This window comes from Vibrio caribbeanicus ATCC BAA-2122 (genome assembly GCF_000165125.1).
Classification (GTDB): Bacteria; Pseudomonadota; Gammaproteobacteria; order Enterobacterales; family Vibrionaceae; genus Vibrio; species Vibrio caribbeanicus.
This window is the reverse complement of the sequence record NZ_AEIU01000052.1, coordinates 18,039-41,960: the sequence shown is the minus strand read 5'-3', so window position 1 is coordinate 41,960 and position 23,922 is coordinate 18,039. Positions and strand designations below refer to the sequence as shown.

Here is a 23,922-nt window from a genome sequence, read left to right as displayed (position 1 = left end):
AATAGTCTTGGGAGGAAAGATAATGAAGACCGATACATTCAGTAAACAAGCCCTGATGGAAATGGCACAGAACAGCATGAAAGCCACCATCCCTGATCTCAATTTAACCGATAGGCAGAAGCTAGCACTAACCTGCCGAATTTTATTCACAAAAGGGCATGATTCAGGACTGGCGGGCCAAATCACTTGTCGCTCAGATAAGCCTAACACCTTCATAACCCAGAGATTTGGCTTAGGTTTTGATGAAATTACTGCTGATAACCTTCTCGAAGTAGACCAGGACCTTGAACCCTTGGATCAGAAGGGTATGGCCAACCCTGCCAATCGCTTTCATACCTGGGTATATAAAGAGCACCCCGAAGTGAATTGCATCATTCACACCCACCCAACTTATGTTGCGGCACTCTCCATGCTTAGAGTCCCATTAACGGTATCTCACATGGATACGTGTGGTCTCTACAATGATTGTGCCTTTCTCGGTGATTGGCCGGGTGTCCCTGTGGGTAACGAAGAAGGCGTGCTGATTTCGAACGCACTGGGAAACAATCGGGCCATTTTGCTCGCTCACCATGGTCAGTTGGTAACAGGAAAAACGATTGAAGAAGCATGCAATCTCGCCATTTTGATTGAACGAGCTGCAAAACTGCAACTGCTTGCGATGGCAGCAGGACAGATCCAACAAATCCCACCAGCTCTCGCCAATGAAGCTCATGACTGGGTATCCACTGACAAACGAAACAAAGTGAATTTTGCCTACTACGTAAGACAAGTACTGAAAACGCACCCCGACTGTATATAAGGACAACAACGTGAAACTATCTGGTATTATTTCTTATCCCATTACCCCATTTAGCGCTGATGAGCGCAGCATTAATTTTGATGTGCTTGGTGAAACACTGGAACTTCTTCTTCAAAATGGAAGTGACGCTATCGCTCCACTTGGCAGCACAGGAGAAAGCGCTTATTTAAGCTTAGAAGAATGGCGTCAAGTCGCTGACTTTACAGTTAAAACTGTCTCTGGACGAGTCCCTGTAATTGTCGGTATCTCTGAGTTAACAACACTACAAGCGATCAGCAAAGCGAGATTTGCACAATCTATTGGCGCGGACGCAGTGATGATCATTCCCGTTTCATATTGGAAGCTCACAGAACAAGAAATTTTCGATTATTACAGAGAGATATCTGAAGCGATTAGCCTACCTATCATGGTATACAATAACCCGGCAACAAGCGGCATTGATATGTCTCCCGAATTGCTGGTGCGGATGTTTAATGAAATAGACAACGTCACTATGGTGAAGGAAAGCAGCGGCGATATTCAACGAATGCACAAATTGTTTACTCTGAGTTCCGGTGAGCTGCCCTTCTTTAATGGTAGTAACCCATTAGCCCTAGAGGCACTTTGTGCCGGTGCTTCAGGTTGGTGCACAGCGGCCCCCAATCTCATTGATAAGCAGCCCAAAGAACTTTACCAGAGTATTGCTACCGGTAAGCTTGATGAAGCAAGAGAAATATTTTATCAGCAGCTCCCGATGTTACGTTTTATTGTTTCTGGAGGTATACCGAAAGCCATTAAAGCGGGGTTGGCACTAAAAGGCATTTCTGCTGGTTTACCGCGCCGTCCATTGAGAGGTGCTACGGATAAAGAAATTGAATTGCTCAAATCTTTGATGGATAGCAATAACTAGCGAAAAAAGAGTCTTTGATACCATTGAATATCGAATAGGCGCTTTTACAAATTAACAATAAACCCAGATTTATCACTCTGGGTTTATTTTATTGTTTGTTGCACAAACTAGCGTCGGCCTAGGCATAGGTATTTAATATTCATATACTCATCGATACCTTGCTTCGCACCCTCTTTGCCGATACCAGAGTGTTTCACGCCGCCAAAAGGCGCAACTTCTGTGGATATAGTTGCTTCATTAATACCCACCATTCCATAGTCCAACCTTTCCGACATACGCCAAACACGATTTATGTTTTCGGTATAGAAATAACAAGCCAAACCGTAGACGGTATCATTGGCCATCTTTAACACTTGCTCTTCGCTATCAAAACGTATAATCGGGGCGACCGGACCAAAAATCTCATGTCGATTGATATCCATATCATGTTTTACGTCTTCTAAAATGACAGGAGACATAAAACAACCGTCGAGATTCTCAGGTGCGTTAACTCGCTTCGCACCTTGAGCGATTGCACCATCGACTAGCTGCTCGATATTACGCTTGGCCTCTAGACTAATAAGTGGCCCAATGACGACATCCTTATCGAGTCCATTGCCAACTTTGAGCGTGGCCACCCTAGCGGAAAATTTAGCAATAAATTCATCATAGACCTGAGAATGAACGTAGAATCGGTTAGAGCAAATACATGCTTGTCCTGAATTGCGAAACTTCGAAGCAACCGCACCTTCTACCGCCAAGTCAATATCAGCATCCTCAAAAACGATAAATGGAGCATTACCCCCCAGCTCCATCGAAGTACGCTTCACATCTTTCGCAGATTGCTCCATCAAAAGTTTGCCAACTCGAGTAGAACCAGTAAACGATAATTTCCGCACTAATGGGTGTGAGGTGAACACTTTGCCCACTTCCTCTGGTTCGATTGCTAATACGACTTGCAAGACGTCTTTTGGTACCCCTGCCTGATAAGCAAGCTCAGCAAGTGCGTAAGCAGAGAGCGGAGTTTTTTCAGCAGGCTTGACGATAAAACTACATCCCGCGGCTAATGCAGGCGCTGCTTTGCGAGCAATCATCGCCAGCGGAAAATTCCAGGGAGTAATTGCACTTGCCACACCAATGGGCTGTCGAATAGTCATCAGTTGCCTATCACCATTAGGCGAAGGAATTGTTTCTCCATAGGTTCGTCGAGCTTCTTCGGCAAACCACTCGATAAAGCTTGCCCCATAGAGAACCTCCGCTTGTGCCGCTGATAATGGTTTTCCTTGCTCAAGGGTAATCAATCGGCTTAAATCTTCTTGGTTCTCTATGACCAATTGGTGCCATTTTTTTAAGATTCCACAGCGCTCTTTGATTGGCTTTGCGTTCCACTCAGTTTGACCTTGGTGAGACTGCTCAATCACTTGGTAAATTTGGGTAGTTGATAACGTGGGCACAAAGCCCAAGCATTCTCCTGTTGCCGGGTTATCGACCCGAATACCACTTGCCTGCTCACTCTCTTGGAGAATTGCAGTGAGAGTGCGGTTAACTATCGCTTTCATACATTCAACCTAACCTGATTAAGATATTTTAACTTTCAATGATTTACCATAAATCATTGTGGCTGAACAGCCGATTATGAGCAAAACACCAAACAATACAATTAGTCATCAATATTTGCTTGAGCTACCGTCAATTGGTCGAAACTTTCTTTAACTGGCGCACTTTTCATAATTCTTCCATGTCCTTGGCCCTGAGTCGTGACTAAACATACTCGCTCCATTTGCAGCGAGGCCTTGTGAGAAATAGAATAGTTGGCGAATTTGTCATTTTCATCATGAACAATAATGGTCTTAGCATTTCGCTGACCTAGCTTCGCGAAAGGATCGACTGCTTGGACTGGATATCGATATTGGTCGGCGATCTCATTAACGACAGAATTAAATAGTTTCAGTGAATAGCCTGAACGAGCAACACTAGAAAGCAGGTTTTCAACATAATTAAGGACAGGTGCAATCAATAAAAATGGCTTATCAACCAACTTAATATGATGGCATTCTAACGCTGCAGCAGTACCCATACTGTGCCCGACTAAGCCTGCCACTTCATCAACACTATCCAAAACAGCCTCTAAACCAATAATAAAAGCTGGCATATGCCCGTATAAGCCCCCGCTGTTACCATGAGCAGGATGATCATAAGCAAGAGCGGTATAACCTTGACTGGCAATATACTCCATCAAAGGAAAAAACTGACTTGCGCTACCCGACCAACCATGTGTCATTATCCATACTGGCCCTTCACCCAACTTATAGGTAGTAAGTGCCCCCTCACTTGAATTAACCCGCCCTACAACCAATCCAATCGGCTTGGCATTCTTTTCGGTCATCCTTGACGGTGTTAACAAGAGCTTGCGGGCTACCCTACGAGCATGATTCGGCGCAATAGAATAATGCAGGCGTGTAATAAGGTTCACCGCGCTTCTTTTAACACTAAACTTCTTCGGATTACTGAAATAAATTTTTTCACTCATACTTTCCTCAACTAAAAATAGAACGACCGTGCTTTTTAACGTCAAAAAAATACTCATCGATACACTTGAACCATGGTTCAATTCTGCCAACTGACTAAAAGCCGATCGACTCCTGTCCAAAAGTGCTCGCTACTTACCTCTTCACCATAAGCGGAATAAAATAAATGTGCGCTTAGGTACATACCATAAAGCTCAAAAGCGGCCTGCCTGGAATTTAGGCTAGATTGAAATTCGCCGCTCTCTGCACCTTTCTCAATCTGAATGCTCAGGTAGTCTATCCACGAAGTAATGGTACGCTTTAGTGCACCTTGGATTAGGGGCGTTTCAGAATTGCACTCTTTCCAAGCATCCAAGAACATACAGCTCCCCTGAAATGAGTGATTCCAGCCCAACCAACTTTCTAATAAAAATCGTATTTTTTTCTCTGCGCTCCCAGCGCCAAGTTCCCTCGCTGGAGTAACCACTCTTTGAGTAAAAACCTGATTAGCATGCTCTAATACGGAAATTTGCAGGTTTTCTTTGGAATTAAAGTGGGCAAACAAGCCACTTTTAGACATCCCACAATACTTTGCCAGCTCACCAATAGTCAGACTATCTAGACCATTTTCGCTAGCCAGTACAAACGCTTTACTCAAAATACTCTCTCGAGTTGCTTTGCCTTTACTCATATAACAAATCTCTGTATTGACTCTGTCAATTTAGCACAGTCGTACTATTTTTGAAGCTGTGTGATCAAATTTTTGTTAAAAACACAGCCCTCAAAGTCACACCCAAGTTTAAGCAAACTCAGAAAAAGTTTTGCCAAGGTAAGCAAATCACGTTAATTACCATTAAGGCTTGCATTACTGAAAAGGTACAATACATACCAAATCGGCGTCCAGTTAACGTGTCAGATAAAATCGAACGCCCATGGCATATTCTACCAACGATAAAAACTAAACCACATAAATGAATCGTCCATAAGTAGGCGCCGTTATACTCCGCAAGTACCAGCATTAGCATAGTAATAGGCATGTATTCAATTGCATTACTGTGAGCACTTCTTGCTCTTATCAGGGCCTCTTCACCCCCGTCCGAATACTTCACTTTAGACTTTCGCCTTTGTTTAATGACCTCAAATGAAAGCCACATTAATACGGCACTACAAAAAACAATATAAAATACGCTAATCATGCCTATTTCCTCTCCATTTTGTGTTGTTTAAAATCATGAGTAATTTATCGATAGGCGTACTCTAAATCAGCCAGTTAGATAAAAAAAGACGCGTTTTTAAGAATGCTAGATAATCAACAAATTCGCACCAATACAACACAAAAAATTAGAGCTTATACTCAATAGAGATCTACAGAAAATCACTTCAAAACCCTTAAATTGGTATTAATACCGTACCAGATAAACAAGACATTATTCTATAAAAGGGCATTTTATGATAACTAGGTCAATAAGTGGCCATTAAATCCTCACTAGCTGTTGAAATAAGCATCAAAGTCTGGTTATTTTACCCTCAGTTAACATTTTAAAAACAAGTGTGACGTTAGAAACGGACAAGCAGAGAGCAAACTGGTATTAATTCAATGCCAGTGAACTCAACAGAACAGGCGCCAGATAGAGGGAAGTAAATGCCGCTCAAACTTACTGATATGCCGAACGAAAGTTCAAATGTGTCTCGGTTGACGCTCAAAGCGCAAATTGCCGACAAGTTGAGTGCTTTGATCGTGTCTCAAATGATCAAAGAGGGTGAACCTTTGCCATCTGAACGAGATCTTGCCAAATCGTATAACGTCAGTAGAGAGACAATACGTGGTGCGCTTAGCCTACTCAGTCAAAAAGGAATTATTGCTATCTCTCGGGGTAAAAAGAGTACGGTAGCGATAGGGTCAGAACAAATCGTTCAATCTAATAATATTTTAGACTCTCTACAAGACTACGACGTCTTAACCATCGTAGAGACGAGAAAAGTGATTGAGTCAGCAATACTGCGCTCAGCTGCAATCAATATCAGTCAAGAAGATTTAGACAAACTCTCTACGCTGATTGAATATCAAGAAACGGTGACCGATGACCACATTGCCTTTCAAGTCTCAGATAGGGAATTCCATACCATAATCTATCAAGCTTGCCGAAATACACTGCTATCGAAAATCGCCATTGAAGTCTACTCCTACGCTCTTGAGCACAGGACCGCGGTTTTATCAGACGAAAAATCAACCGTACGAAGTCTACGCGAACATCACCAAATTTTAAGATCGTTGAAAAATCATGATCCTGACGCCGCAGAGCGTTCCATTTTGGGGCATGTTGATAGCATCTTCAAATCAACATTCATCATGCAAAATACAGATAACGAGTAACAATGTATGCCTTTAATTACCCTAAATAAACTCACCAAAAAATACCAGTCGACAGAGGTTATTCGCCAAATCGATCTGACTATGGAAGATAATGAATTCACTGTGTTCGTTGGTCCATCTGGTTGTGGTAAATCGACCACATTAAGGATGATTGCGGGCCTAGAGACAGTTACCGATGGTACGATAGAAATGGATGGCAAGTGTATTTCTGACTTAGAACCCATTGATCGCGATATTGCCATGGTGTTCCAAGACTATGCCTTGTACCCGCATATGGACGTTTTCAAAAATATGTCTTTCGCGCTAAGGCTTGCAAAACATCCTAAAGATGACATCAAAAAACGCGTTACTGAAGTCGCTGAAATGCTTGGTCTCAAAGAGTATCTCTATCGTAAACCCGCTGAACTATCTGGTGGTCAAAGACAACGCGTTGCAATGGGTCGAGCCTTGGTGCGAAATTCTTCGACCTTACTGATGGACGAACCCTTGTCTAATCTTGATGCCAAACTTCGTGGGCAAATGCGTGCAGAGTTGGCGATGATGAGTAAAAACATTAAAAAGAACATTATCTATGTAACTCACGACCAAATCGAAGCCATGACGCTTGCCGATCGCATCGTCGTGATGAAAGATGGCTACATTCAACAACATGGTACACCTAGAGAACTGTTTGAAAAGCCTAGCAACAAATTCGTTGCCGGATTTATTGGCATGCCGCCAATGAACTTTCTGCAACTGACCGTTGAAAAAATTAACGATAAGTTTTATGCACTTGGAGAGAACATAAAATTTGAACTACCCCACCTCTCTACAGCGAAAAGTCTTCCACAAACCCCTGAAGCAATTATTGGGATCAGACCATCTGCTCTTACCCCAGGCAGTGACTCAGATATAGAAAATGCGATCACTTTTACCATCAATGTTAACGAGTATATAGGAACACAATCCGTTCTCATTTCAGAAGTACAAGGACAGCGTTTCATGGTTGAGGTTGACTCTTTACATGACTTCAAAGTTGGCAAGACCGTGCGATTTAAAGTGGACCCTAAAGATATTTATGTCTTCGACAAAGATACGGAAGAGGCCATTTATTAATCATTTTGGTCAATTAGAACATACACCCTCAAAACCCGAACATTTACTTTTCTCTATTGGAGGCAACATGCTTATATATTTGAAAAGGATTTTTTGTAAAGCAACCGTCGTGGCATTGGCGACCGGAACATTCGCAACAATGTCTTCCGCAAGCCCATACGATGAATATAAAAATACAACACTAGTTGTTAACTTCCCCGCTCACCCGCACTACAAGGCGGTGATGAAAGTCTTACCTGAGTTTACGAAAGAAACAGGGATCAATGTGGAAGTTGACCAACTCCAATATCTTCGTATGCGTGAAAAGCAAACCTTAGAGTTGACCAAACGTAAAGGGGACTACGACCTTATCGCTTACGTTGTTTTCTCCAAGGCTGATTACGTTTATGCCGATCAACTTGAGAACCTCGCGAAATACTTCATGAACCCAGCCCTTGCCGACCCTAATTTCGATGCGGAAGACTTAATCGACGGTTATGTTGCCAATATTGGTGTCGCTGGTGGTAAAAAAGGCTATCTAAAAGGTCCTACAGGTTCCTTGTTTGGCTTACCCTTTGGTGCAGAAACCTCTATTTTGGGTTATCGCAAAGATATCTTTGAAAAGCACAACCTCAAAGTCCCTGAGAATTATCATGAGCTACTTAAACTTGCATGTGAAATACCTAAGTTAGAGCCAGGAATGGGCGGACTCGCTTCCCGAGCGGCTTCTGGACATCACGCCTCTCATGCCTTCTTACTTCACTTAGCACCATTAGGTGGACGCATTTTTGATGATCAGTGGAAACCAATCTTAAATAATGCGCAGGGAGTAGAGGCAGCGAAAGCACTTAAGAAGATCGTTAACTGTGGTGCAGAAGGCGCTAAGACGTTTGGTTTTGCTGAGGCGGGAACGTCCTTCCTACAAGGTGAGTCTGCAATGTTCCTTGATTCAACGGTGTTTGCTGGGCAAGTTAACGACCCTACTCGTTCAAAAGTGGTCGGAAAAGTTGCGTGGGCTCCGCATCCAAAAGGCGTTAAACAAGCATCGCAAACAGGTGGGTTTGGTATTGGAATTCCCAAAAATGCTCAGCACAAAGAAGCGGCATTTTTGCTAATGCAATGGCTAACATCGAAAAAAGTCGACAAACTGATCGCGCTGCAAGGCGGAAACCCATCACGTTACTCAACGCACTTTGATGCAGAGGTCAATGCTAAGTTCCCTCACATGAAGATCTTTGGTGAAGCACTAAAATATGCTGATCCAGATTGGCGCCCGATTATCCCTGTTTGGGGGAAAATCAACTCCGACCTTGGAACAACACTATCAAAAGTGCTCACTGAAGATATAGATATTCAAGAAGCCCTTGATGGCGTTGCTAAGCGTGCTGAGAAAATTATGTCAGATGCAAAATACTATTCTTGGAGTGAAGCTAAGTAATTCATAGCAAGGTACTTCACTATATAGTCATATGGTGAAGTACCTATTACTCCTTGTACATTAGGTATGTTTTAATGAAATTTAATAATTTAAATCGCATGACGCCGTATATGTTCTTATTTCCGGCGGGGATAGTATTATTATTTGGACTGCTTTATCCAATTGTTTACATGATATATGCGAGCTTTTTAGAGTGGAATCCAAGTCAATTAATTAGCGAAGCTGAGTGGGTTGGGTTTAGAAACTATACCACTTTATTTTTTGATCCTTCATTCCGTGAATCTCTTGGTGTCACATTAAAATTTGCTTTTTTTGTTGTAACTATCGAAATGTTTATCGGTGTTGGCTTAGCATTATTGCTTGACCGAAATATTCGAGGTTTATCTCTACTAAGAACAATTTTCATATTACCAATGATGATAGCACCTATTGTTGTTGGACTAATGTGGCGATACATGTATCACCCGACCATTGGGATATTTAACCGAACGTTAAATGCGCTTGGTTTTGAGTCTATTCCTTGGCTGTCTGACCCAAGCTGGTCTTTAACATCCATTATCATTGCTGATATCTGGCAATGGACACCCTTTATTTTCATCCTGTCTCTTGCAGCGCTGCAATCTTTACCCAAATCGACGTTGGAAGCCGCTCGTATTGATGGAGCAACAGCTTGGCAACAAATCCTCTATATCAAAATTCCTTTGATGCTTCCTGTATTAATTGTCACGTGTCTACTGAGATTAATCGATGCATTTAAGGTGCTTGAAGTTATTTTAGTAATGACAAATGGAGGGCCAGGTCTATCAACTGAGATTCTCGCTCTTAGAATTTCTCGCACAGCGTCTGAGTTTAGAGAATTAGGTATGGCTGCAACCATGTCAAATCTATTACTAATTGTTCTTCTCGTACTCACATTAACCATGTTTATTTATAACAAGTTTAATGAAAAAAGAACTGCCAAGAAAACGCTTATAAATGAGGATGAAGAATAATGAAAAAAATAAAGGAAAATAAGCAAAACCCTGCATTTTACGCATTATTAGTTGCTTTGGTCGTCATGTCGATTGGACCTATATTACTTATGATAATGACATCATTTAAACAAAATGTTGATATCATGAATGATATGAGTGGTTTATTTTTTACACCCACTCTCCAAAATTATGAAACCGTCTTATGTGATGTTCTTTGGTATGAACCTGAGCATGTCGATTTCTGTAGTCCTACGTTTACCCGTTCATTAGGTAACTCTATCTTCATCGCTCTGGTATCGACAGCAATAACCCTCATCATTGGGTGTATGGCTGCCTACTCACTAGTGAGATTCAGGTTTATGGGCAGAGGCGTTGTATCTCTGACAACCTTGATGATGCGAATGGTACCACCAGCGGTTTTACTTGTTCCAGTATTTGGTATTTGGACCTTCGACTATCAACTTGATGGCACCTATAGCGGAATTATTTTGCTTTATGTTGCTATGAACCTGCCCTTCGTGATTTGGATTCTCCAGAGTTTCATAGTTCAAGTACCGATGCCACTAGAAGAAGCAGCTAAAGTCGACGGTGCGAATCCGTTACAGATCTTTTTCCTCGTCGTTTTACCAATCATTAAACCCGGTTTAGCTGCCGCTGCAATCTTTACATTTCGTATAGCTTGGAACGAGTTTCTACTCGCTAACGCATTACTACAAAGGGATACAAGGACCGTCCCTGTCACCATCGTTAATTCATTAACCGAGTACGACATTGACTGGGGCGTCATTATGGCCACTGGAATGTTATTAGCAGTCCCACCCATTATTTTTACTTTTGTCGCTTCAAAACAAATCATTACAGGCATGACTGCCGGCGCAGTAAAAGGTTAATTTTAATTCAACAGAAATTAGGTATTGTTATGAATTTAGAAAAAAATTATCAACTAGTCATCGGCACATATAGCGATATTGACGCTTTGGCGCACCAACCCTACTCACCAAAGCCAGGTGAAGGCATGTACTGTGCAACATTGACCAAAGCAGGCAAGTTGATCGTCAATGATTCAGTAGCTGCGACAAACCCAGCGGTATTGATCCCAAGCCCAGATAAAAAGTATCTGTATGCTATTTTAGAGACCATTCGCGAAAATGGCACCGTTGTTCAATATGAGGTCCAAAATGATGGTAGCCTGGTTGAGATCAGTAGTTTTAGGGCTAACGGTAAATCTACTTGCTATATCTCTTTCTCTCCCAATCGAGATGCCGCGATTGTGATCAACTACTGGGATGCCATTATTGATGTCGTCGACGTTGATGAAAATGGTAAGTTGGGTGAAGTGATTCAGAGCTTTAAACAATTCTATCGTCCCGAAGAGCAATGGCGACAAGTAGAGAATCGGGAGGATCACTGGGGTAACCGCCAAGTCGGTCCTCACGCACATTGTGCCCATTTTTGGCATGACTGGGTGTTTATCCCAGATCTAGGTGAAAACGCCGTTTTCCAATACCGTTGGAACAAAGAAACTCGCCAGCTAACTAGGGAAACTTGGATCGAATTCGAGCCCGGCTCTGGGCCAAGGCATATGGTCCTTCATCCTACATTAGATATTTGCTACGTATCAAACGAATTGTTCAACACCGTTTGTGCGGCTAAATTGGATCATTCAGATCCTGACAGCATTAAACCGCGTTTGATCCCATTCCAATACGAGTCGACGATCGAAAACCTCGATCAGATTAGTTATGTTTCAGAGATAAAGCTTTCTCCAGATGCCAAGTTCCTCTACGTATCTAACCGTGGAGATAATTCTATTGCGATCTTCAAAGTATCAGAGACAGGCGAACTGACACGTGTGGATATCGTACCAACCAATGGCAAGTTCCCGCGTCATTTCGCCATATCTCCTTGTGGTAAGGCTGCCATTATTTCCAACCAAGACACGGGAAATGTCATTGTTTTCGATCGAGATATTGAGACAGGAATCATCAAAATGACGGATGAAGTCATTGAGGTGCCAGCACCTAACTACATCCGCTTTTTGGATTAAAACTAACCTACCACATGCCCTCACAGCTGTGGATGGATAAAACAATTTTATACAGTGGCTTGGTCTGATAAAACGCAACAACCTTGTCAAAGCCATCAGAGCAAGTCACTAATTTAAAGGTGTTTATATGTATAACGAACTTAAACGACGTGTTTTGGAAGCGAATTTACAGTTGCCCTCTTACGGCTTAGTTACATTTACATGGGGGAATGTATCCGAAATAGATAGAGAGAGAGGCGTGATCGCTATTAAGCCATCAGGTGTTTCTTACGAAACCATGTCGGTCGATGATATCGTGGTGATCGATCTGGATGGCAACATTATCGAGGGTAGCCTTAATCCCTCAAGCGACACCCCTACCCATGTCGAGCTCTACCGAGCTTTTGATACCATAGGCGGTATAGTTCATACCCATTCAAGAAATGCAACCATATGGGCTCAAGCTGGGCTCGATATTCCTGCTTTAGGCACAACTCATGCTGATTATTTTTATGGTGACATACCTTGTACTCGACAGTTATCTGCCGACGAAATCCAGCATGACTATGAGTTGAATACCGGCAAAGTTATTGTCGAGGAGTTTGGCAAACGCCAACTTGACCCTACTGCACTACCTAGTGCAATTATTTCAGGACATGCACCTTTTTCATGGGGTAAGGATGCATTTGATGCAGTGCACAATGCCGTAGTGCTAGAAGAAATTGCAGCGATGGCGACAAGTACTCGCATACTTAATGCTTCGATAAGAATTCAAGACGAATTACTCGACAAGCACTACAACCGTAAACATGGCAAAGATGCTTATTACGGACAGAAAAAGGGATAATGATGTACAACGTATTAGCTCTGGATCTGGATGGTACTGTTCTTAATTCGAAAGGAAAGATCAGCCAACAACTAAGAGACACCATAACGTCGATACACAGTGGTCCCACCCACGTCATTCTTGTCACTGGGCGACACCACACTGCTGCAAAACCTTATTATTATGAACTGGGTTTAGATACAACAATCATTTGCTGTAATGGCACTTACGAATATGACTACCAGTCAGAAAAAGTTATCCAACATAATGCCATCCCAAAAGATCTTGCGGCTAATTTCCTTCACCTAGCAAACTCGTACCAGCTTAATTTAGTCGTCTATATCGCTGATGCAATGCTGTATTCCAACTCTAGGCCCATCGAGTATATGGAACGCCTCAAGTTATGGTCTGAACAGTATCAAGGACATCTAAAGCCAAACATTCAAAAAGTAGACGACTTCCACAACGAGATACTCAACACCAATCACGTGTGGAAATTTGTCGTTGAAGGCAGCCAAGAGGCACTTAAAGACTTTATGTCAGAAGCCCTAGTTCAAGAGCATTTCACAGCGGAGCGCTCATGGGTAAATCGATTCGACTTTGCCATGAAGGGTAATGTCAAAGGCACAGCACTAGAACGGTATGTAAAAAAAATAGGCGTTAGTTCGAGTCAGGTAGTCGCAGTAGGTGATAATTTTAATGACCTCTCTATGCTGCAATATGCTGGGCTTGGAATTGCGATGAAAAATTCCGCCGATGGGGTCAAAGAACATGCTCAACTTGTCACAGAGCATGATCACGATAGTGAAGCTGGGCTCGCCGAGCTATTGAGTTCAATATTTGAACACCAATAAAACGATAGTAGAGCCATATTGGACTTAGATAGATTATGAGGTAAACGATTAATGAATTATTTCATCGGGTTGGACTCTGGTGGCACGTTTATGAAAGCTGGACTTTATGACAGTGCAGGAGAATTACATGGCCTTGCCAAAGTCAGTGCCAGTGTTATCACTGAAAAGCCAGGCTGGGTAGAGCGAAACCTCGACCATTTGTGGAGCGATGCATGTAGCGCCATCAATAATCTTCTAGATACAACGGATATTTGTCCGACGAAAATCAAAGGGATCAGTATTTCCGCGCAGGGTAAAGGTGTATACCTTATCGATAAAAAAGGAGATAATCTACGCAATGGTATTTTGTCTTCAGATAGCCGCTCATTGTCGATTGTTAAACAATGGCACCAAGAAGGCCTAAATACAGAAATTTACCCAACCACCAAACAAACATTATGGACAGGCCATCCTGTTTCGATTATGCGTTGGTTAAAGGAACACGAACCAGACAACTATAAAAATGTCGGTGCTATCTTTATGGCTCACGATTATTTACGCTATCGACTTACAGGTTCAGTCCATGCCGAGCTAACAAATATGTCTGAGAGTAATTTTTTCAACGCCCAGACAAGTGATTACGACAAAAACCTTCTGAGTATGTTTGGTATCGAAGAAATGTGGGAAGCCCTTCCACCAATTATCGCTTCCGATAATCTTGCAGGGTACATTACCGACGAAGCCGCACTCAAAACTCGTTTAGCTCCCGGAACTCCCGTCTACGGCGGACTATTTGATGTCGTCTCGACTGCGCTCTGCTCGGGCATTAATGCCGATAACGAGAAACTCAATTATGTGATGGGAACGTGGTCGGTTACCTCAGGCATCACTGATAAAGTCACACAAGAAGAATACAATTTTGTCTATGGCTACCACGCCATAGCAAACCAATATATCGTACATGAGGCAAGCCCGACTTCAGCCAGTAATTATGAATGGTTTTGCCGCTACTTTGGCGATGAAAATGCCTTTGACCACGATACCATTGCTAAAGAAGTCACTGAGGTCATCGATGAGGAACATGACGTACTTTTCGTGCCTTTTCTCTATGGCTCTAACCAAGGCCTTGGCCTCCGTTCAGGCTTTTATGGTTTGCAGTCGCACCACACTCGAGGCGACCTGGTAAAAGCTGTTTGGGAAGGCATTTTATTCTGTCACAATCTGCATTTGAATAGAATGAAGCATCGTTTCCCTAATACGGATGTGTTGCGGGTTACTGGCGGGCCAACTGCATCCGATGTTTGGATGCAAATGCTCGCGAATGTTACGGGGATGAAAGTTGAAATTCCAAATGTACAAGAAACTGGCGCATTGGGTGCAGCAACCATTGCGATGGTGGGTGCAGGAGATTATGCCGATGTCGTTTCTGCGATCAGCCATTTTGAAAGCGATGTTCGTCACTTTGAACCCCAGCTTTCAAAAAAACATTATTATCAAAAAAAATATGCCCGCTACCAAAAACTGGTGACTTTATTTAAAGCAATGGAGGAATCAAAAGATGCCGAATAAGCCACTACTACAAATCGCTCTCGATTCACCCAATTTGGCCAACGCATTAGAACATGCAAATAGAGTCAGTCAGTTTGTTGACGTGATTGAGGTCGGAACGATCTTAGCGTTTAGTGAAGGAATGGAAGCGGTCAAAACATTAGGCCTGAAATACCCCAACCATATTCTTGTCTGTGATATGAAAATCACCGATGCAAGCAAAATATTAACCGAGATTGCGGCCAGAAATGGGGCGACTTGGGTAACAGTCAGTGCTGCGGCACATATTGAAACCATTCGTGCTGCAAAAGAGACCATGGATCAGTATAACGGAGAAATACAAATCGAGCTCTACGGTAATTGGACTATGAAAGATGTTCAAAACTGGCGTGATTTAGGTATTTCTCAAGCAATATACCATCGCTCTCGTGATGCTGAATTGTCAGGAGTCACTTGGAATAAAGATGACTTAGAAAAAATGCACCAGCTTTCCGAAAAAGGAATTGAACTCTCGATTACAGGGGGGATTTCCCCTCAAGATATCGCCTTATTTAAAGATCTTAACGTAAAATCATTCATTGCTGGTCGTGCTTTATCCAGTGATAAAGGGCGAGATATCGCCAATGAATTTCGTCAAGAAATCTCGCGTTATTGGTAACACAGAGTTTCACCACTTATTAACTGAAACATGCATTTTCGTAACAAGGACAATATATGATCAATCACCAAAAAAAATTCCGTTTAGGGATCTACGAGAAAGCAATGCCAGCTTCATTAGATTGGGAAGCTCGTCTTCAAAAAGCCAAAGAAGCTGGATTCGATTTTGTGGAAATTTCGATCGATGAATCTGATGAACGTCGTGCACGTCTAGATTGGAGTGATCAAGAAATCTATCGTATCCGAGACTTGTGTGAACAGCTCGAGATGCCGCTCCAGTCTATGTGCCTAAGCGCTCATCGAAAATTTCCTTTCGGATCGATGGACGAGGCCACTCGTGAGCATGCATTTGTTATTATGGAGAAAGCCATTACCCTCGCGTTCAAACTTGGCATTCGATGTATTCAAATGGCTGGGTACGATGTTTACTACGAAAAACAATCTCAAGAAACGCATTTACGCTTTATCGATGGTATGCAAAAAGCTGTCAAAATGGCTGAACGGGCTGGTATTGTGCTCGGTGTCGAAATTATGGATACACCGTACCTGAATTCTTTGAGTAAATTTGAGGTACTCAAGCGTCACATCCCATCTCCTTATTTTATGGCTTATCCCGATGTCGGAAATATTACAGGGTGGAACTATGATGTTGTAACTGAACTAAAACTCAGCCAATCACATATTGTTCAAGTCCACTTAAAAGATACACTTAAAGTAACCGATACCCACCCCGGGCAATTTCGTGATCTTGTTATCGGTGAAGGCCAAGTCGATTTTCACTCAATCTTTACGGCACTTAAGGATATGGATTACTGTGCTCCTTTGGTCATTGAAATGTGGGCGCAAGACGAGCATTGGTATCAGAACATGATTGATGCCAAGACCAAGCTTGAAGAGATCGCCCACGGGGCTGGTTTCGACCTATAGGCAGCATATTTTACAACAAGAATTTTCTCTACGTTGTCAGAGATAACCTAAGTCATAATTAAACCGGAACAAATTTTTTATTTGTTCCGGTTTTTTTGTCGCTGGACAATTTAATCTCATCTGACTTCAATCAAGAGGAATTATGATGAAAATATGCAATCATTTCGCCGAGATACTTAATCGATCACACCGTTACGACAAAAAAACTGGATGGTTGGCTCAGTGTTTTTATCTCACTCCAGCACAAAGAATTGAGCGACTCAATGAGATATACGCCACGGATAAATTTTGGGAAAATACCCCTGAAAATAATGGGCATCAAGCAAAGCACAAATGAACAGACGAAAACTAGAGCTCTATGAAGCACTTTTTAAGCAATACGGGCCACACACCAGTCATACTATGATGGCAGACATTGCTAAAGCCTTTGTTTGTAGCGAACGACATGCCCGGACATTACTCAAGCAAATGTCGAGTTATCTATGGTTGAAGTGGTTACCTACAAAAGGTCGTGGGCAGAAAGGACAAATCACCTGTCTCATCGAGCCTGAAAGTGCCTGTTACCTATTAGTGAATCATGCCGTCGCAGCAGAAAAATATGACCAAGTAGATCATCTTTTGGGCTTTAATCAACGAGACGTCTCAATGGGTCTCAAGCGTTATCTAGCATCAAGTGTTAAACAAAACTCCAGCACTATTTTTGCGAGATTCCATCGTCAAATAAACCAGCTACATCCTCATTTGGCTTTTGAAAGAACAGAGCGGCATCTTATTCATGAAATTTTCCAAACTCTCGTTAACTCTGAAAACCACGAGATCAAGCCTGAACTAGCACATACTTGGAAGTGTAGTGATGATGGAAAAATATGGACGTTTTATCTGAGAGAGTCGGCGACCTTTCATGATGGCTCACCCATAGACGCATACGAAGTTGTGAATAACTTTAAAGCCCTATCTATCTCTGATTACTGGCACTCCTTGTACCAGCATATGATTGAGGTAAAAGCCATTTCTTCGCATGTGGCTCAGTTTACACTTTCAGAAACTGACTATAGCTTTGCTCAGCTCCTTAGTAGGGCAGAAACAGCCATCATGCCCAGTAATCAAATATACCAACCAAGCCATGCCTATACGCCCATAGGTTCTGGTCCTTTTATGGTCGACATTCATTCTAGTCGTCTTATTCGCCTAAAACGCTACCCCCAATACACTGGTGTCACAGCACTTATTAATCAAATCGAGCTTTGGATTTACGAAAACTGGGCTGAGGAAAAAAAGTGCGACCAGAACTTCTTTTTTATTCACAATCAGGAAGATAGTTACCAAGTATCAACCAAAGAGATTGGTTACTTTTTTTTACTGTTAAATCGCAGAGAACTTCAGCGCAATGAGATAAAAGAGCCGCTAGTGCGCTTGCTAGAAACGGGAGAAACACCCAATCTAAACCTGACTGTCCCGGTCAACTTGAGCCATGAGAATAATAATGAAAGCAGAAAGTTAGCGAAGAAACTAAAAAGCATTTTGCCAAACGTAATAAGTGAAGAGGTAACGTTTGGGCACTCAACTCAACGTCAGGATATAAGGATTGGTGGCATTCGCTGTGAATATGACAAAGTGACTAGCTTTGTTGCTTTTTTCAAGCTTTACCCATACTGGAAGAGAGATTTAAGCTGGGATCAGCATAGTAAGTTACAAGCCCAAATAAGAAAAATACGAGCCAGTTACTCGCCTCATGAAAGGGAATATATCGTCGATAAAATACTAAAACAGCTTGATGATGACAATATAATGACCATTATAAATTCAGAGGATCTAACACTCAACGTTCCTTCCCGCCTGAAAAATGTCAAGATCAACAAGATAGGTTGGTGTGACTTCGCAAAGCTTTGGCTGGATTAACACTTTAATCACAACTTCAATAAATTATATTGTTTCACTCGGTCGACTTCCATAATGTGATTATTTGATCCTACTTGGCAAAGATAGAAAACATATGAAACGTTTATTGATAGTAAATGTCGGTTCAGCTTCCACACTGCTGGTCGAAAAATACGGAAACTTTGAACATTGGGCTAAGTCGGCTGTTGGTGAAACGAAACTCGTAGTGGAATTCCATGATGGTACTCATAAGCCGCTCCCTCCACTGAACTCACTCGCAGGTGTAATTATCATGGGCTCGCCCGCGATGGTAACCCAGCAATTGCCTTGGATGAAAAAACTTGAAGTGGATGTACTACGGCTGGCTGAAAATAGTATTCCCACACTCGGTATCTGCTTCGGTCATCAATTGATCGCCAAGGCATTTGGTGGCGATGTGGCAGAGAACCCGAAAGGTCTAGAGATAGGAACCGTGACAGTGAGGCGAACGTGTGAAAGTCATACTGACCCTATATTTTCCACTCTACCAATGCAGTTTGATGCTCATACAATACACTTTCAATCCGTTGTTTCAGCGCCAGATAATGCCACGATTCTTGCCCGCAATGATATGGAAAACCACCATGCTCTTCGTATTGGAGAAACAACATGGGGCGTCCAATTCCACCCAGAGTTTAGTACCAATGTGATGCGAACAATTTTGCACGACAATAGGCAACACCTTTCCCAATCAGAACTTGAGCAAAGGCTTAATCGAACTTCTGACACTGTCAATGCGCAGTCCATTTTGCCCAAATTTAATCAACTTGTCCTAAAATCGATATATTAAGTCGTACTATCATTAACAAAAACTGTCTGCCAGCGCCTAAAGTAATAGATTATTTGTCAATAAGAGAATTCAAGGTCTATGTACAAAGCTGGCATCATTTTCCTTGCTATCCTATCCCTTGTAGGATGCGATAGCGATAAAGCTCAAACTCCAAAAAATTCGCCAATCCAAGTCGATACCATTAGAGTAACTCAAGTCGAGCAAGCTTTATCGGTTGACCTTCCAGGCCGAACCAAAGCCTTTAGGGAAGCTGAAGTTCGCCCACAAGTCAACGGTATTATTACCAAACGAATCTTTACCGAAGGTAGTTTTGTTAAGCAAGGCGAATCTCTTTATCAAGTTGACCCAGCACCCTATCAAGCAAAATTAGTCAGTGCAAAGGCTGAGGTTGAAGCGAATAAAGCTAACTTATACGCCGCTGAAACACGACTCAAACGCACCCAGCGCCTCGTTTCACGTGGAGCACTCAGTCAGCAAGAGCTGGATGATACTCTAGCGACCTATAAAGTTTCTCGAGCCGCACTGCAAGTTTCTGAGGCAGCATTAAATCAAGCTGAAATTAATCTTGAGTACACCAAAGTTAAAGCACCTATTTCAGGTTTAATTGGCCGTTCTTTGGTCACCGAAGGTACGCTCGTCACTTCAGGGCAAGAACAAATGCTTGCGAGAATTCAGCAACTTGACCCCATTAATATCGACCTCTCTCGTTCGAGCGCTGAAATATTCAAAATTAAGAATGCTTATCGAAAAGGTGAGTTTCGAGAAGAATCAGAGCCCACCATTACGCTACTAATGGGAACGCAACAGTACCCAGCTCGCGCCAAAATCAAATTTACTGAGGTAAACGTGAATTCAGCCACTGATTCGGTGACAATTCGAGCAGAATTTCCAAATAAAAAAGCCATCCTACTACCGGGTATGTATGTGCGCGCACGTTTAAATATCGGAACCGACCCAAACGCAATTTTAATTCCACAAAAAGCGGTGACGAGAAACAGTAAAGGCCAAGCGATTGTTATGCTCGTTGACCCAGAAGGCACAGTCAAACAAAAAGTAATTGAAACAGCCGAAGTCATTGGTGATAAATGGCGCATCACATCAGGCCTAGAAGAAGGTGATCGTGTTGTCATCAGTAATCTGCAAAGGATCCACTCAGGAGATCATGTCGAAGCTATCGAACAAAATAGACCCAAGATAAAAGAAGTCACCCCTAGAAGAGGAGCAAGTGATTAATGTCCAGATACTTTATCGATAAGCCCATTTTTGCCTGGGTTATCGCTATCCTCATAATGCTATGTGGCGTTTTGGCTATATTCAAACTGCCTGTCTCGCAATACCCGAGTATTGCCCCATCAACAATAATTATTAGCACCCGCTATAACGGTGCAAATGCGAAGACAGTAGAGGATAGCGTAACCCAAGTCATAGAACAATCCTTAACAGGTATTGATCATTTAAGGTATTTTTCCTCAAGCAGCGACAATACGGGAAATGTTTCAATTACCGTCACCTTTAACTCTGATGTCGATCCGGACATCGCACAAGTACAAGTCCAAAACAAACTGCAATCGGTGCTACCTTTATTACCTCTAGAAGTTCAGCAGCAAGGGGTCAAAGTCAATAAATCGAGCGCTAATATCCTCCTTATCGCTGGTTTTTACTCCAAAGATGGCAGCTTGGATAAAAATGATATTTCAGATTTTATGATTTCAAATATCAGTGAACCGCTGAGCCGGGTCAATGGCGTGGGAGAGATTCAGATATTTGGTGCACCTTATGCGATGAGAATATGGCTTGATCCACTGAAACTTGTGAAGTACGGGCTCACCAGCAGTGATATCATCAAAGCACTTAAAGAACAAAATGCGCAGGTATCAGCAGGGCAACTTGGAGCTAACCCATCTAACGAGACTGAGCTAAATGCGAGCATTTCAGCGCAAAGCCGTCTAAAAACGGCTCATGAGTTTCAAGAGATCATCATTAAATCGGATCAAGTTGGTGCCAGTGTTTTCCTAAAGGATGTCGCACGCGTTGAACTGGGCGCTGATGATTACATCATGACCAATTTTTATAACCAGTACCCAAGTGCTGCATTGGGAGTGAAGCTCGCACCTGGCGCAAACGCGCTGCAAACCTCAGCAGCAGTAAAACAAAAGATAGATGAACTGAGGCCTTTTTTTCCAGATGGCTTGGATGTGGTATATCCATATGATACCTCTCCTTTCGTCGGTAAATCGATAGAAGGAGTGGTTCATACTCTATTTGAAGCAGTCATTTTAGTCTTTTTCATTATGTTTCTGTTTTTGCAAAATTTCAGGGCAACACTGATTCCAACCATTGCCATACCAGTTGTACTGCTCGGTACATTTGCCGTTCTCTTTGCTTTAGGGCTATCTGTCAACACGTTAACCATGTTTGCAATGGTGCTGGCAATTGGTTTACTGGTTGATGATGCCATTGTCGTGGTTGAAAATGTTGAACGTGTCATGCACGAAGATGGATTGAGTCCGAGAGAAGCCACACATAAATCCATGGGGCAAATCTCAAGCGCTCTAGTGGGTATCGCGCTCACACTCTCCGCAGTTTTTGTCCCTATGGCATTTATGTCCGGTTCAACTGGGGTTATTTACCGTCAGTTCTCTGTAACGATCATCACGGCAATGGCTTTATCTGCGGTCGTGGCCTTAGTCCTCACACCAGCATTATGTGCCACGATGCTCAAGCCTATAAAAAATGAGAAACAGGCCAATGGCATTTTCCGCCTATTCAATCGCTATTTTGATACCAGCGCTAAAGGCTATGAAAAGAGTGTTGCTTTGATGTTAAAGAGACCACTTCGTTTTATGTTTCTCTTCCTCATACTTACTGGTTTGGGAGCATGGTATGCAGCCACTTTACCCACCTCATTTTTACCTGATGAAGATCAGGGTATTTTGTTTGCACAAGTCATTCTCCCCACTAACTCAACCCAAAAACAGACCGAACAAGCGATGGAAAAACTCTCTAAGTATTTTAGAGAAGAAGAGTCTGAACTCGTCGAGAATGTCTTTATTGCTTCCGGATTTAGTTTTGCCGGTACCGGGAACAACATGGGCGTAGCATTTATTGGCCTCAAAGACTGGAAATACCGTCAAGGCGCAGGGCAAGATGTCAACTCTGTAGTCAAACGTTCTATGGCTTTCTTTGCTAGCATGCGTGAAGCCGTTGCCGTTTCCTTTGCCCCCCCAGCAGTACTCGAATTAGGCACATCAGGAGGCTTTGACTTCTACCTCCAAGACAGAGGGAATCACGGACATAGAGCACTGCTTAATGCTAGAGACAAGCTCATTCAACTAGCCAATAAAAACCCGAAACTCGTCGGTATGAGGGCGAATGGTCAAGAGGATGCTCCATCTTACCAACTTGATATAGATAACAGCAAAATAAGGGCATTCAACCTCTCCGTTGATGATGTTAACGGCATAATAAGCAGCGCATTCGGTAGCAATTATGTCAATGATTTTGTTGATCGTGGGCGTATTAAAAAAGTGTACATTCAAGGTGATGAAGATTACCGACTAACACCAAATAATATTGGCATGTGGTATGCCAAAAATACACACGGTGAAATGATTCCTCTTAATTCGTTCATTCAAGGACATTGGACTATCGAATCACCCAGGCTAGAACGTTTCAACGCTGTTTCTGCCGTTAATATTCAGGGAAATGTTGCACCGGGATACAGTACGGGTGAGGCCATGGAGTACATAGAAGGCTTGAAGAAATCGCTGCCAGAAGGATTCGATATCACTTGGAATGGTTTATCATATGAAGAACGTTTAGCTGGCAGTCAAGCACCTCTCTTATATGCCTTGTCTATATTAGTGGTTTTTCTTGTGCTTGCAGCACTCTATGAAAGTTGGTCAGTACCCCTAGCCGTTATTTTGGTCGTGCCACTTGGTATTCTTGGAACATTAATCGCCGTTGGTTTAAGGGGAATGTCGAATGATATTTTCTTCCAAGTAGGTCTACTAACCACCGTCGGACTTGCAACCAAAAACGCGATTCTCATCGTTGAATTTGCCAAAGAACAGTACACCCAAGGACTATCTCTCACCGACGCGACACTCAATGCGGTAAGGACAAGAATCAGACCCATCATTATGACATCGTTGGCTTTTGGTTTGGGCGTTTTGCCCTTAGCGATGAGTCATGGTGTAGGCTCTGGAGCAAAAACTGCGCTAGGCACTGCTGTGCTTGGTGGTATGTTGAGCTCGACGTTCCTAGGTATATTCTTTATCCCTGTATTTTTTATCGTCGTGATGACATTCGCCACTAGAAAAATTGGGCAAAAGAAATAACCTGAGGGAGCCAGCGGAAGCTAA

At 42.5% G+C, this 23,922-nt stretch carries 22 protein-coding genes; 18 read left to right on the top strand and 4 right to left on the bottom strand.

The features are described 5' to 3' along the window. Window positions 1-22: 22 nt before the first annotated feature. Both RH40_RS04915 and RH40_RS04910 read left to right on the top strand, forming a co-directional pair. Window positions 23-799 carry an aldolase gene (locus RH40_RS04915; protein WP_009600269.1) on the top strand — a complete coding sequence of 259 codons (777 nt, stop codon included), beginning with the start codon at window positions 23-25 and terminating at the stop codon, window positions 797-799. Window positions 800-809: 10 nt separating this feature from the next. Next, a complete protein-coding gene (locus tag RH40_RS04910) occupies window positions 810-1,688 on the top strand; it encodes a dihydrodipicolinate synthase family protein (RefSeq protein WP_009600268.1) in 879 nt (292 codons plus the stop codon). Window positions 1,689-1,795: 107 nt separating this feature from the next. Here the strand turns inward: RH40_RS04910 and RH40_RS04905 are convergent, their stop codons facing one another. The 4 genes from RH40_RS04905 to RH40_RS04890 all read right to left on the bottom strand — a co-directional run bounded on the left by RH40_RS04905 (window position 1,796) and on the right by RH40_RS04890 (window position 5,370). Further along, entirely contained in the window at window positions 1,796-3,226 is a 1,431-nt protein-coding gene (locus RH40_RS04905) for an NAD-dependent succinate-semialdehyde dehydrogenase (RefSeq protein ID WP_009600267.1), read from the bottom strand. 101 nt (window positions 3,227-3,327) lie between these two features. Further along, entirely contained in the window at window positions 3,328-4,197 is an 870-nt protein-coding gene (locus tag RH40_RS04900; protein ID WP_039954260.1) for an alpha/beta fold hydrolase, read from the bottom strand. Between the two features lie 77 nt (window positions 4,198-4,274). Beyond that, window positions 4,275-4,865, bottom strand: coding sequence for a TetR/AcrR family transcriptional regulator (locus RH40_RS04895; protein ID WP_009600265.1), 591 nt, complete (start codon window positions 4,863-4,865; stop codon window positions 4,275-4,277). A 118-nt stretch (window positions 4,866-4,983) separates the two neighbouring features. Next, entirely contained in the window at window positions 4,984-5,370 is a 387-nt protein-coding gene (locus RH40_RS04890; RefSeq protein ID WP_009600264.1) for an MAPEG family protein, read from the bottom strand. Between the two features lie 446 nt (window positions 5,371-5,816). Here RH40_RS04890 and RH40_RS04885 point away from each other — a divergent pair, with 446 nt between their 5' ends. The 16 genes from RH40_RS04885 (at window position 5,817) to RH40_RS04810 (ending at window position 23,898) form a co-directional block, all read left to right on the top strand. Next, window positions 5,817-6,548 (top strand): FadR/GntR family transcriptional regulator, encoded by a 732-nt coding sequence (locus tag RH40_RS04885; protein WP_009600263.1) that lies wholly within the window; start codon window positions 5,817-5,819, stop codon window positions 6,546-6,548. A 6-nt stretch (window positions 6,549-6,554) separates the two neighbouring features. Next, window positions 6,555-7,643, top strand: coding sequence for an ABC transporter ATP-binding protein (locus RH40_RS04880; RefSeq protein ID WP_009600262.1), 1,089 nt, complete (start codon window positions 6,555-6,557; stop codon window positions 7,641-7,643). Between the two features lie 67 nt (window positions 7,644-7,710). Beyond that, the gene (locus tag RH40_RS04875) at window positions 7,711-9,060 is read left to right on the top strand and encodes an extracellular solute-binding protein (protein ID WP_009600261.1); all 1,350 of its coding nucleotides are present in this window, start codon (window positions 7,711-7,713) and stop codon (window positions 9,058-9,060) included. A 74-nt stretch (window positions 9,061-9,134) separates the two neighbouring features. Further along, entirely contained in the window at window positions 9,135-10,052 is a 918-nt protein-coding gene (locus RH40_RS04870; RefSeq protein ID WP_009600260.1) for a carbohydrate ABC transporter permease, read from the top strand. After that, complete coding sequence (locus tag RH40_RS04865; protein WP_009600259.1) at window positions 10,052-10,924, top strand: carbohydrate ABC transporter permease; 873 nt, start codon at window positions 10,052-10,054, stop codon at window positions 10,922-10,924. The genes RH40_RS04870 and RH40_RS04865 overlap by 1 nt, the downstream gene beginning before the upstream one ends. Window positions 10,925-10,953: 29 nt before the next feature. Next, a complete protein-coding gene (locus tag RH40_RS04860) occupies window positions 10,954-12,081 on the top strand; it encodes a lactonase family protein (protein ID WP_009600258.1) in 1,128 nt (375 codons plus the stop codon). 127 nt (window positions 12,082-12,208) lie between these two features. Beyond that, a complete protein-coding gene (locus RH40_RS04855) occupies window positions 12,209-12,907 on the top strand; it encodes an L-ribulose-5-phosphate 4-epimerase (protein WP_009600257.1) in 699 nt (232 codons plus the stop codon). A gap of 2 nt (window positions 12,908-12,909) precedes the next feature. Next, window positions 12,910-13,740, top strand: a complete 831-nt coding sequence (locus tag RH40_RS04850) for a Cof-type HAD-IIB family hydrolase (protein WP_039954253.1) — start codon at window positions 12,910-12,912, stop codon at window positions 13,738-13,740. A gap of 51 nt (window positions 13,741-13,791) precedes the next feature. Beyond that, window positions 13,792-15,288 (top strand): FGGY-family carbohydrate kinase, encoded by a 1,497-nt coding sequence (locus RH40_RS04845; RefSeq protein ID WP_009600255.1) that lies wholly within the window; start codon window positions 13,792-13,794, stop codon window positions 15,286-15,288. Then, window positions 15,278-15,925, top strand: coding sequence for a 3-keto-L-gulonate-6-phosphate decarboxylase UlaD (locus RH40_RS04840; RefSeq protein WP_009600254.1), 648 nt, complete (start codon window positions 15,278-15,280; stop codon window positions 15,923-15,925). Before RH40_RS04845 ends, RH40_RS04840 begins: the two co-directional genes overlap by 11 nt. A 56-nt stretch (window positions 15,926-15,981) precedes the next feature. Continuing rightward, the gene (locus RH40_RS04835) at window positions 15,982-16,851 is read left to right on the top strand and encodes an L-ribulose-5-phosphate 3-epimerase (RefSeq protein ID WP_009600253.1); all 870 of its coding nucleotides are present in this window, start codon (window positions 15,982-15,984) and stop codon (window positions 16,849-16,851) included. 142 nt (window positions 16,852-16,993) lie between these two features. Then, window positions 16,994-17,188, top strand: coding sequence for a hypothetical protein (locus RH40_RS04830; protein WP_050790426.1), 195 nt, complete (start codon window positions 16,994-16,996; stop codon window positions 17,186-17,188). After that, a complete protein-coding gene (locus RH40_RS04825) occupies window positions 17,185-18,750 on the top strand; it encodes an ABC transporter substrate-binding protein (RefSeq protein ID WP_009600251.1) in 1,566 nt (521 codons plus the stop codon). The genes RH40_RS04830 and RH40_RS04825 overlap by 4 nt, the downstream gene beginning before the upstream one ends. A gap of 94 nt (window positions 18,751-18,844) precedes the next feature. Then, window positions 18,845-19,558 (top strand): glutamine amidotransferase, encoded by a 714-nt coding sequence (locus RH40_RS04820; protein ID WP_009600250.1) that lies wholly within the window; start codon window positions 18,845-18,847, stop codon window positions 19,556-19,558. 78 nt (window positions 19,559-19,636) lie between these two features. After that, window positions 19,637-20,791 carry an efflux RND transporter periplasmic adaptor subunit gene (locus tag RH40_RS04815; protein ID WP_009600249.1) on the top strand — a complete coding sequence of 385 codons (1,155 nt, stop codon included), beginning with the start codon at window positions 19,637-19,639 and terminating at the stop codon, window positions 20,789-20,791. Next, window positions 20,791-23,898: an efflux RND transporter permease subunit gene (locus RH40_RS04810; protein WP_009600248.1), complete on the top strand. Its 3,108-nt coding sequence runs from the start codon at window positions 20,791-20,793 to the stop codon at window positions 23,896-23,898. The genes RH40_RS04815 and RH40_RS04810 overlap by 1 nt, the downstream gene beginning before the upstream one ends. The last annotated feature ends 24 nt before the right edge of the window (window positions 23,899-23,922 follow it).

Coding starts and splice junctions, on each gene's coding strand:
- RH40_RS04915 (WP_009600269.1), top strand. CDS start 23: ATGAAGACCGATACATTCAGTAAACAAGCCCTGATGGAAATGGCACAG.
- RH40_RS04870 (WP_009600260.1), top strand. CDS start 9,135: ATGAAATTTAATAATTTAAATCGCATGACGCCGTATATGTTCTTATTT.
- RH40_RS04850 (WP_039954253.1), top strand. CDS start 12,910: ATGTACAACGTATTAGCTCTGGATCTGGATGGTACTGTTCTTAATTCG.
- RH40_RS04830 (WP_050790426.1), top strand. CDS start 16,994: ATGATGAAAATATGCAATCATTTCGCCGAGATACTTAATCGATCACAC.
- RH40_RS04820 (WP_009600250.1), top strand. CDS start 18,845: ATGAAACGTTTATTGATAGTAAATGTCGGTTCAGCTTCCACACTGCTG.
- RH40_RS04895 (WP_009600265.1), bottom strand. CDS start 4,865: ATGAGTAAAGGCAAAGCAACTCGAGAGAGTATTTTGAGTAAAGCGTTT.
- RH40_RS04845 (WP_009600255.1), top strand. CDS start 13,792: ATGAATTATTTCATCGGGTTGGACTCTGGTGGCACGTTTATGAAAGCT.
- RH40_RS04905 (WP_009600267.1), bottom strand. CDS start 3,226: ATGAAAGCGATAGTTAACCGCACTCTCACTGCAATTCTCCAAGAGAGT.
- RH40_RS04875 (WP_009600261.1), top strand. CDS start 7,711: ATGCTTATATATTTGAAAAGGATTTTTTGTAAAGCAACCGTCGTGGCA.
- RH40_RS04825 (WP_009600251.1), top strand. CDS start 17,185: ATGAACAGACGAAAACTAGAGCTCTATGAAGCACTTTTTAAGCAATAC.
- RH40_RS04855 (WP_009600257.1), top strand. CDS start 12,209: ATGTATAACGAACTTAAACGACGTGTTTTGGAAGCGAATTTACAGTTG.
- RH40_RS04815 (WP_009600249.1), top strand. CDS start 19,637: ATGTACAAAGCTGGCATCATTTTCCTTGCTATCCTATCCCTTGTAGGA.
- RH40_RS04880 (WP_009600262.1), top strand. CDS start 6,555: ATGCCTTTAATTACCCTAAATAAACTCACCAAAAAATACCAGTCGACA.
- RH40_RS04810 (WP_009600248.1), top strand. CDS start 20,791: ATGTCCAGATACTTTATCGATAAGCCCATTTTTGCCTGGGTTATCGCT.
- RH40_RS04900 (WP_039954260.1), bottom strand. CDS start 4,197: ATGAGTGAAAAAATTTATTTCAGTAATCCGAAGAAGTTTAGTGTTAAA.
- RH40_RS04860 (WP_009600258.1), top strand. CDS start 10,954: ATGAATTTAGAAAAAAATTATCAACTAGTCATCGGCACATATAGCGAT.
- RH40_RS04885 (WP_009600263.1), top strand. CDS start 5,817: ATGCCGCTCAAACTTACTGATATGCCGAACGAAAGTTCAAATGTGTCT.
- RH40_RS04835 (WP_009600253.1), top strand. CDS start 15,982: ATGATCAATCACCAAAAAAAATTCCGTTTAGGGATCTACGAGAAAGCA.
- RH40_RS04840 (WP_009600254.1), top strand. CDS start 15,278: ATGCCGAATAAGCCACTACTACAAATCGCTCTCGATTCACCCAATTTG.
- RH40_RS04890 (WP_009600264.1), bottom strand. CDS start 5,370: ATGATTAGCGTATTTTATATTGTTTTTTGTAGTGCCGTATTAATGTGG.
- RH40_RS04865 (WP_009600259.1), top strand. CDS start 10,052: ATGAAAAAAATAAAGGAAAATAAGCAAAACCCTGCATTTTACGCATTA.